Annotated in this window: 11 protein-coding genes; all 11 read left to right on the forward strand. The window is 29.8% G+C overall.

What is annotated here, in order from left to right:
- Nucleotides 1–50: 50 nt before the first annotated feature.
- Nucleotides 51–845 (forward strand): 3'-5' exonuclease, encoded by a 795-nt coding sequence (locus tag BGS40_RS01770; protein ID WP_096738282.1) that lies wholly within the window; start codon nucleotides 51–53, stop codon nucleotides 843–845.
- A gap of 58 nt (nucleotides 846–903) precedes the next feature.
- Nucleotides 904–1,890 carry a UDP-glucose 4-epimerase GalE gene (galE, locus tag BGS40_RS01775; protein WP_096738283.1) on the forward strand — a complete coding sequence of 329 codons (987 nt, stop codon included), beginning with the start codon at nucleotides 904–906 and terminating at the stop codon, nucleotides 1,888–1,890.
- Nucleotides 1,884–3,578 carry a BC-type lipopolysaccharide transporter PglK gene (gene pglK / locus BGS40_RS01780; protein ID WP_096738284.1) on the forward strand — a complete coding sequence of 565 codons (1,695 nt, stop codon included), beginning with the start codon at nucleotides 1,884–1,886 and terminating at the stop codon, nucleotides 3,576–3,578. Before galE ends, pglK begins: the two co-directional genes overlap by 7 nt.
- Nucleotides 3,575–4,654 carry a GalNAc-alpha-(1->4)-GalNAc-alpha-(1->3)-diNAcBac-PP-undecaprenol alpha-1,4-N-acetyl-D-galactosaminyltransferase gene (gene pglH / locus BGS40_RS01785; RefSeq protein WP_096738285.1) on the forward strand — a complete coding sequence of 360 codons (1,080 nt, stop codon included), beginning with the start codon at nucleotides 3,575–3,577 and terminating at the stop codon, nucleotides 4,652–4,654. Before pglK ends, pglH begins: the two co-directional genes overlap by 4 nt.
- Nucleotides 4,647–5,576 (forward strand): GalNAc(5)-diNAcBac-PP-undecaprenol beta-1,3-glucosyltransferase, encoded by a 930-nt coding sequence (gene pglI, locus BGS40_RS01790; protein ID WP_096738286.1) that lies wholly within the window; start codon nucleotides 4,647–4,649, stop codon nucleotides 5,574–5,576. Before pglH ends, pglI begins: the two co-directional genes overlap by 8 nt.
- Entirely contained in the window at nucleotides 5,564–6,661 is a 1,098-nt protein-coding gene (gene pglJ, locus BGS40_RS01795) for an N-acetylgalactosamine-N,N'-diacetylbacillosaminyl-diphospho-undecaprenol 4-alpha-N-acetylgalactosaminyltransferase (protein ID WP_096738287.1), read from the forward strand. The genes pglI and pglJ overlap by 13 nt, the downstream gene beginning before the upstream one ends.
- Before the next feature lie 3 nt (nucleotides 6,662–6,664).
- Nucleotides 6,665–8,806, forward strand: a complete 2,142-nt coding sequence (pglB, locus tag BGS40_RS01800; protein WP_052793766.1) for an undecaprenyl-diphosphooligosaccharide--protein glycotransferase — start codon at nucleotides 6,665–6,667, stop codon at nucleotides 8,804–8,806.
- Nucleotides 8,807–8,815: 9 nt separating this feature from the next.
- Nucleotides 8,816–9,946 (forward strand): N,N'-diacetylbacillosaminyl-diphospho-undecaprenol alpha-1,3-N-acetylgalactosaminyltransferase, encoded by a 1,131-nt coding sequence (pglA, locus tag BGS40_RS01805; protein ID WP_096738288.1) that lies wholly within the window; start codon nucleotides 8,816–8,818, stop codon nucleotides 9,944–9,946.
- Nucleotides 9,939–10,541, forward strand: a complete 603-nt coding sequence (gene pglC / locus BGS40_RS01810) for an undecaprenyl phosphate N,N'-diacetylbacillosamine 1-phosphate transferase (RefSeq protein ID WP_096738289.1) — start codon at nucleotides 9,939–9,941, stop codon at nucleotides 10,539–10,541. The genes pglA and pglC overlap by 8 nt, the downstream gene beginning before the upstream one ends.
- Complete coding sequence (gene pglD, locus BGS40_RS01815) at nucleotides 10,528–11,118, forward strand: UDP-N-acetylbacillosamine N-acetyltransferase (protein ID WP_002899503.1); 591 nt, start codon at nucleotides 10,528–10,530, stop codon at nucleotides 11,116–11,118. Before pglC ends, pglD begins: the two co-directional genes overlap by 14 nt.
- A gap of 97 nt (nucleotides 11,119–11,215) precedes the next feature.
- Nucleotides 11,216–12,376: a UDP-N-acetylbacillosamine transaminase gene (gene pglE, locus BGS40_RS01820; RefSeq protein WP_052785356.1), complete on the forward strand. Its 1,161-nt coding sequence runs from the start codon at nucleotides 11,216–11,218 to the stop codon at nucleotides 12,374–12,376.
- Nucleotide 12,377 lies beyond the last annotated feature (1 nt).

Genomic DNA, 12,377 nt, shown 5'->3' on the forward strand with positions numbered 1-12,377 from the left:
TTAAAATTTTTGCTATGATTTTAGCGAAATTATTTAAAAAAAGGTTAAAAATGGCAAAAAATGAAGGTTATATTTGTGTTTTTGATTGTGAGAGTGTGCCAGATGTTGAGCTTATCCGCAAAACTTTGGGTTTTGAAGGAAGTGATTTAGAGGTAAGTTTAAAAGCACTTCAGTGGCAAAAAGAACAAAGTGGGAGTGAGTTTTTGCCTTTGCCTTATCATAAAATTATCAGTATTTGTGCGGTTTTAAGTGATAATTTTGGAAAATTTATCAAAGTAAATAAAATTGATGGACAAAATGAAAAAGAAATGATTGCTAATTTTTTTAATTTTATAGAAAATTATGAGCCAAAATTAGTCAGTTTTAATGGTAAAAATTTCGATATGCCTGTTCTCGTTTTAAGGGCTTTAAAATACAATTTAAAAGCAGCAACTTATTTGGATACTCAAAGTGATAAATGGAATAATTATAAAACAAGATTTTCAGAATTAAAACATTGTGATTTATTAGAATCCTTAGGATCTAATGGGCGCGGAATAAAGCTTGATACACTTTGTTCTATGGTGGGTTTGCCAGGAAAATATGATGTGCATGGCGATGAGGTAATGAAACTTTTTTATGAAAATAAACTTGAAAAAATCCACGAATATTGCGAAAGCGATGTTTTAAACACTTATATGCTTTTTTTAAAATATGAACTTATTAAAGCTAATGTTGATGAAGAAGATTATGTTGATTTTCTTTCTTATATGAGAGATTTTTTGCGTGAAAAAAAATCAGATCGTTCTTATACAGAAGTTTTTGCAAAAGCTTGTGAGAGTGAATTTTCAAAAGTTCGATCTTAAGTATTTAAGAAAATATATTAAAATTTATTTTTGACATTTTTAAAAAAAAGGAATGATGATGAAAATTCTTATTAGCGGTGGTGCAGGTTATATAGGTTCTCATACTTTAAGACAATTTTTAAAAACAGATCATAAAATTTGTGTTTTAGATAATCTTTCTAAGGGTTCTAAAATCGCAATAGAAGATTTGCAAAAAATAAGAGCTTTTAAATTTTTCGAACAAGATTTAAGTGATTTTCAAGGCGTAAAAGCATTGTTTGAGAGAGAAAAATTTGACGCTATTGTGCATTTTGCAGCAAGCATTGAAGTTTTTGAAAGTATGCAAAATCCTTTAAAATATTATATGAACAACACTGTTAATACGACAAATCTCATCGAAACTTGTTTGCAAACTGGAGTAAATAAATTTATATTTTCTTCAACGGCAGCCACTTATGGCGAACCACAAACTCCTGTTGTGAGTGAAACAAGCCCTTTAGCACCTATTAATCCTTATGGGCGTAGTAAGCTTATGAGTGAAGAGGTTTTGCGTGATGCGAGTATGGCAAATCCTGAATTTAAGCATTGTATTTTAAGATATTTTAATGTTGCAGGTGCTTGTATGGATTATACTTTAGGACAACGCTATCCAAAAGCAACATTACTCATAAAAGTTGCAGCTGAATGTGCCGCAGGAAAACGTGATAAACTTTTCATATTTGGCGATGATTATGATACAAAAGATGGTACTTGCATAAGAGATTTTATCCATGTAGATGATATTTCAAGTGCGCATTTAGCGGCTTTGGATTATTTACAAGAGAATGAAAGTAATGTTTTTAATGTAGGTTATGGGCATGGTTTTAGCGTAAAAGAAGTGATTGAAGCGATGAAAAAAGTTAGTGGAGTAGATTTTAAAGTAGAACTTGCCCCACGCCGTGCAGGTGATCCTAGTGTGTTGATTTCTGATGCAAGTAAAATCAGAAATCTTACTTCTTGGCAGCCTAAATATGATGATTTAGAGCTTATTTGCAAATCTGCTTTTGATTGGGAAAAACAGTGTTAAAAAAACTTTTTTTTATTTTAAGTAAGGAAGATAAAAATTTTTTATTTTTCTTGCTTGTTTTTTCAATATTTGTTTCTTTTATAGAAACTTTTGCAATTTCTTTAGTAATGCCTTTTATCACTTTGGCTAGTGATTTTTCTTATTTTGATCGTAATAAATATTTAATCAGCCTAAAAGAATATCTTAATATCCCTGTTTTTGAAATCATTGTTTATTTTGGAGTGGGGCTTATTGTTTTTTATGTGTTTAGAGCTTTGTTAAATGCGTATTATTTTCATCTTTTGGCAAGATTTTCTAAAGGGCGTTATCATGCGATCGCTTATAAGGTTTTTTCTAAATTTTTAAATATTAATTATGAAAAATTTACTCAAAAAAATCAATCTGAAATTTTAAAGTCTATTACAGGAGAAGTTTATAATCTAAGCACTATGATTTCATCATTTTTGCTTTTGATGAGTGAAATTTTTGTAGTGCTTTTGCTTTATGCTTTAATGCTTTTGATTAATTATAAAATCACTTTATTTTTAAGTATTTTTATGGTGTTAAATGCCTTTATTTTAGTGAAAATTTTAAGCCCTATCATTAAAAAAGCAGGAGTAAGACGCGAAGAAGCGATGAAAAATTTCTTTGAAATTTTAAATACAAATTTAAATAATTTCAAATTTATTAAGCTTAAAACCAAAGAAGATGGAGTATTAAGTCTTTTTAAAGCGCAAAGTGAAGCTTTTTCTAAAGCAAATATTACCAACGAAAGCGTAGCTGCGGTGCCTAGAATTTATCTTGAAGGAATAGGTTTTTGTGTACTTGTTTTTATCGTGGTATTTTTGGTGTTGAAAAATGAAAGTGATATTTCAGGTATTTTATCTACGATTTCTATTTTTGTTTTAGCACTTTATCGCTTAATGCCAAGTGCAAATCGTATTATTACAAGTTATCATGATTTGCTTTATTATCATTCTTCTTTGGATATTATTTATCAAAATTTAAGACAAGAAGAAGAAAATTTGGGCGAGGAAAAATTAAGCTTTAATCAAGAGCTTAAAATTTGCAACCTTAGCTTTGGTTATGAGGGAAAAAAATATTTATTTAAAAATCTTAACTTAAACATTAAAAAAGGCGAAAAAATCGCTTTTATAGGGGAGAGTGGTTGCGGAAAAAGTACCTTAGTAGATCTTATCATAGGACTTTTAAAACCAAAAGAAGGGCAAATTTTAATTGATGAGCAAGAATTAAATGCAAATAATACAAAAAATTATCGCCAAAAAATAGGCTATATCCCGCAAAATATCTATCTTTTTAATGACAGTATAGCTAAAAATATCACTTTTGGAGATGCGGTTGATGAAGAAAAACTTAATAGGGTTATCAAACAAGCAAATTTAGAGCATTTTATAAAAAATTTGTCTCAAGGAGTGCAAACAAAAGTGGGTGATGGGGGGAGTAATTTAAGCGGGGGACAAAAACAACGCATAGCTATAGCAAGAGCTTTATATTTAGAGCCTGAAATTTTAGTGCTTGATGAAGCAACTTCTGCGCTTGATACTCAAAGTGAAGCAAAAATCATGGATGAAATTTATAAAATTTCTAAAGATAAAACCATGATTATTATCGCACATCGCCTTTCTACGATAACGCAATGTGATAAGGTTTATCGTTTAGAACACAGTAAGCTTAAAGAGGAGAAATGATGAAAATAAGCTTTATTATCGCAACTTTAAATTCAGGAGGCGCTGAGCGTGTTTTAGTAACCTTAGCTAATGCACTTTGCAAAGAGCATGAAGTAAGTATTATTAAATTTCATGCAGGAGAATCTTTTTATAAGCTTGAAAATGAAGTTAAAGTTACAAGTTTAGAACAATTTAGATTTGATACGCTTTATTATAAAATCGCAAGTCGTTTTAAGAAATTTTTTGCTTTAAGAAAGGCTTTGAAAGAAAGTAAGGCTGATGTTTTTATTTCTTTTTTGGATACGACTAATATTGCTTGTATTGCTGCGAAAATAGGGTTTAAAACTCCACTCATTATAAGTGAGCATAGCAATGAAGCGTATTTAAAACCTAAAATTTGGCGTTTTTTAAGAAGGGTAAGCTATCCTTTTTGTGATGCTTTAAGTGTGCTTGGAAGCAGTGATAAGGTGTATTATGAAAGATTTGTAAAAAGGGTTAGGCTTTTATTAAATCCTTGTCATTTTAGCGATGAAATTCCTTTTGATTCTAGTTTTGAAAAGGAAAATTTGGTTCTTTTTATAGGGCGTTTAGATCACAACAAAAACCCTGCAATGTTTTTAAAAGCTATAGCGCATTTGGATAAAAATTTGCAAGAAAATTATAAATTTGTTATAGCAGGAGATGGAGAGTTAAGGCAAGAACTTGAATACAAGGTAAAATCTTTAGGAATAAAAGTTGATTTTTTAGGACGAGTTGAAAATGTCAAGACTCTTTATGAAAAAGCAAAAGTGCTTTGTCTTTGTTCTTTTGTAGAGGGTTTGCCAACGGTTTTAATTGAAAGCTTGTATTTTGAGGTTTGTAGAATTTCAAGTTCTTATTATAATGGTGCTAAGGATTTAATCAAAGATAATCATGATGGGCTTTTGATAGGTTGTGATGATGAAATAGCACTTGCTAAAAAACTTGAACTTGTTTTAAATGATGAAAATTTTAGAAAAGAACTTGTAAATAATGCCAAACAAAGGTGTAAAGACTTTGAAATTTCTCATATCAAAGAAGAATGGCTTAAGCTTATAGCTGAGGTTAAAAATGCCTAAACTTTCTGTGATAGTACCAACTTTTAATCGTCAAGTTTTGTTAGAAAAGGCTATTAAAAGCATACAAAATCAAGATTTTAAAGATTTAGAAATTATTGTAAGCGATGATAATTCTAGTGATGATACTAAAAGTGTGGTGCAAAATTTACAAAAAGATGATGATCGCATTAAGTATTTTTTAAATCAAAATTACAAACAGGGCCCAAATGGCAATAAAAATAATGGCTTAGATCAAGCAAGTGGCGAGTTTGTAACTTTTTTAGATGATGATGATGAGCTTTTATCTGGGGCTTTAAGTACCTTGATGCAAAAAGCAAATGAGGGTTATGCTCATGTTTTTGGAAATTGTTTGATAGAAAAAGAAGGAAATTTAAGCAAGGAATTTAGCGGTAAGGGCTTGGAAAAAGATAGTGAAATTTCTAAAAAAGATTTTTTAATGGCTAAATTTAGCGGAGAGTTTTTTTCTGTTTTTAAAAAATCTCTACTTGAAAACAAGCGTTTTAATGAAGAATTTTATGGCAATGAAGCCACGCTTTGGGTAAATTTATACAAGGAAAAAAGTTTTTATATCCATAAGGCTTTTAGGATTTATAGGATTTTTAGGCAAGATAGCGTGACTTTAGGGGCGAGTAAAAATGCTCATAGGGTGTATTTGGGATATTTAGAGCTTGCTAAAATTTTAGAAAATGAACTTAGAATGAGTAAGGATAAAGATTATAAAAAAACTTGTGCGAGTTATTATAAAATGGCAGCTTATTATGCAAAACTGGCAAAAAATTATAAAGCCCTTTATAAATGTTTGTTTAAAAGCCTGAATATAAAAATCAATGCTCCTGCTTTGATATTACTCATTTTAAGTATAATTCCAAATAATATGATTGAAAAATTATCAAAAATTCGGGTGGCTTTATGCAAAAATTAGGCATTTTTATTTATTCTTTAGGAAGTGGTGGTGCTGAAAGAGTTGTGGCGACTTTATTGCCTATTTTAAGTTTGAAATTTGAAGTGCATTTGATCTTGATGAATGATAAAATTTCTTATGAAATTCCAGAGTGTCAAATTCATTTTTTAGAATGTTCAAAACTTAGTGAAAATCCTATTTTGAAATTTTTAAAACTACCTTTTTTGGCTTTAAAATACAAAAAACTTTGCAGCAATTTGGGTATTGATACAGAATTTGTTTTTTTAAATCGACCTAATTATATAGCCTTAATAGCAAGAATGTTTGGAAATAAAACCCGCCTTGTGATCAATGAATGCACTACGCCAAGTGTGATGTATGCGAAAAATAATTTTAATTCTTTGGCAAATAAATTTCTAATTTCTTTACTTTATCCAAGAGCTGATTTAATCTTGCCTAATTCTAAGGGAAATTTAGAAGATTTAGTGCAAAATTTTAGTATAAAACCAAAAAAATGTGAAATTTTATACAATGCCATCGATTTAGAAAACATAGAGCAAAAAGCTCTTGAAGATATAGCTTTAAAAGATAAATTTATTTTAAGTGTGGGTAGGCTTGATAAAGGTAAAAATCATGCTTTATTAATTCGTGCTTATGCGAGATTGAAAACAGATTTAAAGCTTGTGATTTTAGGTGAAGGTGTGCTTAAAGATGAGCTTTTAACTTTGATTAAAGAATTAAATTTGGAAGAAAAGGTTTTGCTTTTAGGATTTGATAATAATCCTTATAAATACATGGCTAAATGCGAATTTTTTGCTTTTGCTTCTGTGTTTGAAGGTTTTTCAAATGTTTTAATCGAAAGTTTGGCTTGTTCTTGTGCAGTGGTTTGCACTGATCATAAAAGTGGTGCAAGAGAGCTTTTTGGCGATGATGAATTTGGACTTTTAGTAGAAGTAGATAATGAAAACTCTATGTTTCAGGGTTTAAAAACTATGCTTGAAGACGATAAATTAAGAAAAGCGTATAAAAACAAAGCTAAAACTAGGGCTAAAGCCTTTGATAAAGTAAAAATTGCACGCGATGCTTTGAAATATTTATTAGGATAAAAGATGTTGAAAAAAGAGTATTTAAAAAACCCTTATTTAGTTTTGTTTGCGATGATTATATTAGCTTATGTTTTTAGTGTATTGTGTAGATTTTACTGGATTTGGTGGGCAAGTGAGTTTAATGAGTATTTTTTCAATAATCAATTAATGATCATTTCAAACGATGGCTATGCCTTTGCTGAGGGCGCAAGAGATATGATAGCAGGTTTTCATCAGCCTAATGATTTGAGTTATTATGGATCTTCTTTATCTACGCTTACTTATTGGCTTTATAAAATCACACCTTTTTCTTTCGAAAGTATCATTTTATATATGAGTACTTTTTTATCTTCTTTGGTGGTGATTCCTATTATTTTACTAGCTAATGAATATAAACGTCCTTTAATGGGCTTTGTAGCTGCTCTTTTAGCAAGTATAGCAAACAGTTATTATAATCGTACTATGAGTGGGTATTATGATACGGATATGCTGGTAATTGTTTTACCTATGTTTATTTTATTTTTTATGGTAAGAATGATTTTAAAAAAAGACTTTTTTTCATTGATTGCCTTGCCGTTATTTATAGGAATTTATCTTTGGTGGTATCCTTCAAGCTATACTTTAAATGTAGCTTTAATTGGACTTTTTTTAATTTATACGCTTATTTTTCATAGAAAAGAAAAGATTTTTTATATAGCTGTGATTTTATCTTCTCTTACTCTTTCAAATATAGCATGGTTTTATCAAAGTGCCATTATAGTAATACTTTTTGCTTTATTTGCCTTAGAGCAAAAACGCTTAAATTTTATGATTATAGGAATTTTAGGTAGTGCAACTTTGATATTTTTGATTTTAAGTGGCGGGGTTGATCCCATACTTTATCAGCTTAAATTTTATATTTTTAGAAGTGATGAAAGTGCGAATTTAACACAGGGTTTTATGTATTTTAATGTCAATCAAACCATACAAGAAGTTGAAAATGTAGATCTTAGCGAATTTATGCGAAGAATTAGTGGCAGTGAAATTGTTTTTTTGTTTTCTTTATTTGGTTTTGTATGGCTTTTGAGAAAACATAAAAGTATGATTATGGCTTTACCTATATTGGTGCTTGGTTTTTTAGCCTTAAAAGGAGGGCTTAGATTTACCATTTATTCTGTACCTGTAATGGCTTTAGGATTTGGTTTTTTATTGAGCGAGTTTAAGGCTATATTGGTTAAAAAATATAGCCAATTAACTTCAAATGTTTGTATTGTTTTTGCAATTGTTTTAACTTTGGCTCCAGTATTTATCCATATTTACAACTATAAAGCGCCAACAGTTTTTTCTCAAAATGAAGCATCATTATTAAATCAATTAAAAAATATAGCCAATAGAGAAGATTATGTGGTAACTTGGTGGGATTATGGTTATCCTGTGCGTTATTATAGCGATGTGAAAACTTTAGTAGATGGTGGAAAGCATTTAGGTAAGGATAATTTTTTCCCTTCTTTTTCTTTAAGCAAAGATGAACAAGCTGCAGCTAATATGGCAAGACTTAGTGTAGAATATACAGAAAAAAGCTTTTATGCTCCGCAAAATGATATTTTAAAATCAGACATTTTACAAGCTATGATGAAAGATTATAATCAAAGCAATGTGGATTTATTTCTAGCTTCATTATCAAAACCTGATTTTAAAATCGATACACCAAAAACTCGTGATATTTATCTTTATATGCCCGCTAGAATGTCTTTGATTTTTTCTACGGTGGCTAGTTTTTCTTTTATTAATTTAGATACAGGAGTTTTGGATAAACCTTTTACTTTTAGTACAGCTTATCCACTTGATGTTAAAAATGGAGAAATTTATCTTAGCAACGGAGTGGTTTTAAGTGATGATTTTAGAAGTTTTAAAATAGGTGATAATGTGGTTTCTGTAAATAGTATCGTAGAGATTAATTCTATTAAACAAGGTGAATACAAAATCACTCCAATTGATGATAAGGCTCAGTTTTATATTTTTTATTTAAAGGATAGTGCTATTCCTTATGCACAATTTATTTTAATGGATAAAACCATGTTTAATAGTGCTTATGTGCAAATGTTTTTTTTGGGAAATTATGATAAGAATTTATTTGACTTGGTGATTAATTCTAGAGATGCTAAGGTTTTTAAACTTAAAATTTAAGGGTTGAAAATGAGAATAGGATTTTTATCACATGCAGGAGCGAGTATTTATCATTTTAGAATGCCTATTATAAAAGCGTTAAAAGATAGAAAAGACGAAGTTTTTGTTATAGTGCCGCAAGATGAATACACGCAAAAACTTAGAGATCTTGGCTTAAAAGTAATTGTTTATGAGTTTTCAAGAGCTAGTTTAAATCCTTTTGTGGTTTTAAAGAATTTTTTTTATCTTGCTAAGGTTTTGAAAAATTTAAATCTTGATTTTATTCAAAGTGCGGCACACAAAAGCAATACTTTTGGAATTTTAGCAGCAAAATGGGCAAAAATTCCTTATCGTTTTGCCTTAGTAGAAGGCTTGGGATCTTTTTATATAGATCAAGGTTTTAAGGCAAATTTAGTGCGTTTTGTTATTAATAGTCTTTATAAATTAAGTTTTAAATTTGCACACCAATTTATTTTTGTCAATGAAAGTAATGCTGAGTTTATGCGGAATTTAGGACTTAAAGAAAATAAAATTTGCGTGATAAAATCTGTAGGGATCAATTTAAAAAAATTTTTTCCTATTTATGTAGAATCGGAAAAAAAAGAGCTTTTTTGGAAAAATTTAAACATAGATAAAAAACCCATTGTGCTTATGATAGCAAGAGCTTTATGGCATAAAGGTGTAAAAGAATTTTATGAAAGTGCTGCTATGCTAAAAGACAAAGCAAATTTTGTTTTAGTTGGTGGAAGAGATGAAAATCCTTCTTGTGCAAGTTTGAAGTTTTTAAACTCGGGTGTGGTGCATTATTTGGGTGCTAGAAGTGATATAGTCGAGCTTTTACAAAATTGTGATATTTTTGTTTTGCCAAGCTATAAAGAAGGCTTTCCTGTAAGTGTTTTGGAGGCAAAAGCTTGTGGTAAGGCTATAGTGGTAAGTGACTCTGAAGGTTGTGTAGAGGCTATTTCTAATGCTTATGATGGACTTTGGGCAAAAACAAAAAATGCTAAGGATTTAAGCGAAAAAATTTCACTTCTATTAGAAGATGAAAAATTAAGATTAAATTTAGCTAAAAATGCCGCCCAAGATGCTTTACAATACGATGAAAATAATATCGCACAGCGTTATTTAAAACTTTATGATAGGGTAATTAAGAATGTATAAAAAAGTTTTTAAAAGAATTTTTGATTTTATTTTAGCTTTAGTGCTTTTAGTGCTTTTTTCTCCGGTGATTTTAATCACTGCTTTGCTTTTAAAAATCACTCAAGGAAGTGTGATTTTTACCCAAAATCGCCCTGGGTTAGATGAAAAAATTTTTAAAATTTATAAATTTAAAACCATGAGCGATGAAAGAGATGAGAAGGGTGAGTTATTAAGCGATGAACTTCGCTTAAAAGCTTTTGGAAAAATTGTTAGAAGCTTAAGTTTGGATGAGCTTTTGCAACTTTTTAATGTCTTAAAAGGGGATATGAGTTTTGTGGGGCCTAGACCTCTTTTGGTTGAGTATTTGCCTCTTTACAATAAAGAGCAAAAATTGCGTCATAAAGTGCGTCCAGGTATAACAGGATGGGCGCAGGTAAATGGCAGAAATGCTATTTCTTGGCAGAAAAAATTCGAACTTGATGTGTATTATGTGAAAAATATTTCTTTTTTGCTTGATTTAAAAATCATGTTTTTAACAGCTTTAAAGGTTTTAAAACGAAGTGGGGTAAGCAAAGAAGGCCATGTTACAACAGAGAAATTTAATGGCAAGAACTGAAAAAATTTATATTTATGGTGCTAGTGGTCATGGGCTTGTTTGTGAAGATGTGGCTAAAAATATGGGTTATAAAGAATGTATTTTTTTAGATGATTTTAAAGGAATGAAATTTGAAAGCACCTTGCCAAAATATGATATTTTTATAGCCATAGGAAACAATGAAATTCGAAAAAAGATTTATCAAAAAATTTCAGAAAATGGCTTTAAAATCGTTAATCTTATTCATAAAAGCGCGCTTATAAGTCCTAGTGCAAGTGTGGAAGAAAATGCAGGAATTTTAATCATGCCTTATGTAGTAGTTAATGCTAAAGCCAAAATAGAAAAAGGCGTGATTTTAAATACTTCAAGTGTGATTGAACATGAATGCATGATAGGGGAATTTTCTCATGTGAGTGTGGGGGCTAAATGTGCAGGTAATGTAAAAATCGGTAAAAATTGTTTTTTAGGGATTAATTCTTGTGTTTTGCCTAATTTAAGCTTAGCAGATGATAGTATTTTGGGTGGTGGAGCAACTTTGGTTAAAAGTCAAGATGAAAAAGGTGTTTTTGTGGGAGTGCCTGCAAAAAGAAAAATATGAAATGATTATAAAAAGATTTTTGTTTGATTCTTTGTAAATTTTTTTAGGTAAAATAGAGTCAATTTATAAAAATTTTGTTTTATACAAAGGATAAATCATGAGATTTTTTCTTTCTCCTCCGCATATGGGCGGCAATGAATTAAAATACATAGAAGAAGTTTTCAAAAGTAATTATATAGCACCTTTGGGTGAATTTGTAAATCGCTTTGAACAAAGTGTAAAAGATTATAGCAAAAGTGAAAATGCCTTAGCTTTAAATTCAGCTACAGCGGCTTTGCATTTAGCTTTAAGGGTGGCGGGGGTAAAACAAGATGATATTGTTTTGGCTTCTTCTTTTACTTTTATCGCTTCAGTAGCACCTATTTGTTATCTTAAAGCAAAACCTGTATTTATAGATTGTGATGAAACTTATAATATCGATGTAGATCTGTTAAAGCTTGCTATTAAAGAATGTGAAAAAAAACCAAAAGCATTGATTTTAACTCATCTTTATGGTAATGCTGCAAAAATGGATGAAATTGTTGAAATTTGCAAAGAAAATGACATTGTTTTAATCGAAGATGCTGCCGAAGCTTTAGGAAGTTTTTATAAGAATAAAGCTTTAGGAACTTTTGGAGAATTTGGAGCTTATTCTTATAATGGTAATAAAATCATCACCACTTCAGGTGGAGGTATGCTTATAGGAAAAAATAAAGAAAAGATTGAAAAGGCAAGATTTTACAGCACTCAAGCAAGGGAAAATTGTTTGCATTATGAACATTTAGATTATGGTTATAATTACCGTTTAAGCAATGTTTTAGGAGCTATTGGTGTAGCACAAATGGAGGTTTTAGAACAAAGAGTGCTTAAAAAAAGAGAAATTTATGAGTGGTATAAAGAATTTTTAGGAGAGCATTTTAGCTTTTTAGATGAGTTAGAAAATTCAAGAAGTAATCGTTGGTTAAGTACAGCTTTGATTGATTTTGATAAAAATGAACTTAATGCTTGTCAAAAAGATATAAATATCAGTCAAAAAAATATTACTTTGCATCCAAAAATTTCAAAACTCATAGAAGATTTGAAAAATGAACAAATAGAAACAAGACCATTATGGAAAGCTATGCACACTCAAGAAGTATTTAAAGGAGCTAAGGCTTATCTTAATGGCAATAGTGAGTTATTTTTCCAAAAAGGAATTTGTTTGCCAAGTGGTACGGCGATGAGTAAAGATGATGTTTATGAAATTTCAAAACTGATTTTAAAGAGCATAAAGGCTTAAA

Origin of the sequence: Campylobacter sp. 107 (assembly GCF_002383835.1) — a bacterium.
In the GTDB taxonomy this organism is placed as follows: Bacteria; Campylobacterota; Campylobacteria; order Campylobacterales; family Campylobacteraceae; genus Campylobacter_D; species Campylobacter_D jejuni.

Coding starts and splice junctions, on each gene's coding strand:
- pglJ (WP_096738287.1), top strand. CDS start 5,564: ATGCAAAAATTAGGCATTTTTATTTATTCTTTAGGAAGTGGTGGTGCT.
- pglD (WP_002899503.1), top strand. CDS start 10,528: ATGGCAAGAACTGAAAAAATTTATATTTATGGTGCTAGTGGTCATGGG.
- pglA (WP_096738288.1), top strand. CDS start 8,816: ATGAGAATAGGATTTTTATCACATGCAGGAGCGAGTATTTATCATTTT.
- pglC (WP_096738289.1), top strand. CDS start 9,939: ATGTATAAAAAAGTTTTTAAAAGAATTTTTGATTTTATTTTAGCTTTA.
- BGS40_RS01770 (WP_096738282.1), top strand. CDS start 51: ATGGCAAAAAATGAAGGTTATATTTGTGTTTTTGATTGTGAGAGTGTG.
- pglE (WP_052785356.1), top strand. CDS start 11,216: ATGAGATTTTTTCTTTCTCCTCCGCATATGGGCGGCAATGAATTAAAA.
- galE (WP_096738283.1), top strand. CDS start 904: ATGAAAATTCTTATTAGCGGTGGTGCAGGTTATATAGGTTCTCATACT.
- pglI (WP_096738286.1), top strand. CDS start 4,647: ATGCCTAAACTTTCTGTGATAGTACCAACTTTTAATCGTCAAGTTTTG.
- pglH (WP_096738285.1), top strand. CDS start 3,575: ATGATGAAAATAAGCTTTATTATCGCAACTTTAAATTCAGGAGGCGCT.
- pglB (WP_052793766.1), top strand. CDS start 6,665: ATGTTGAAAAAAGAGTATTTAAAAAACCCTTATTTAGTTTTGTTTGCG.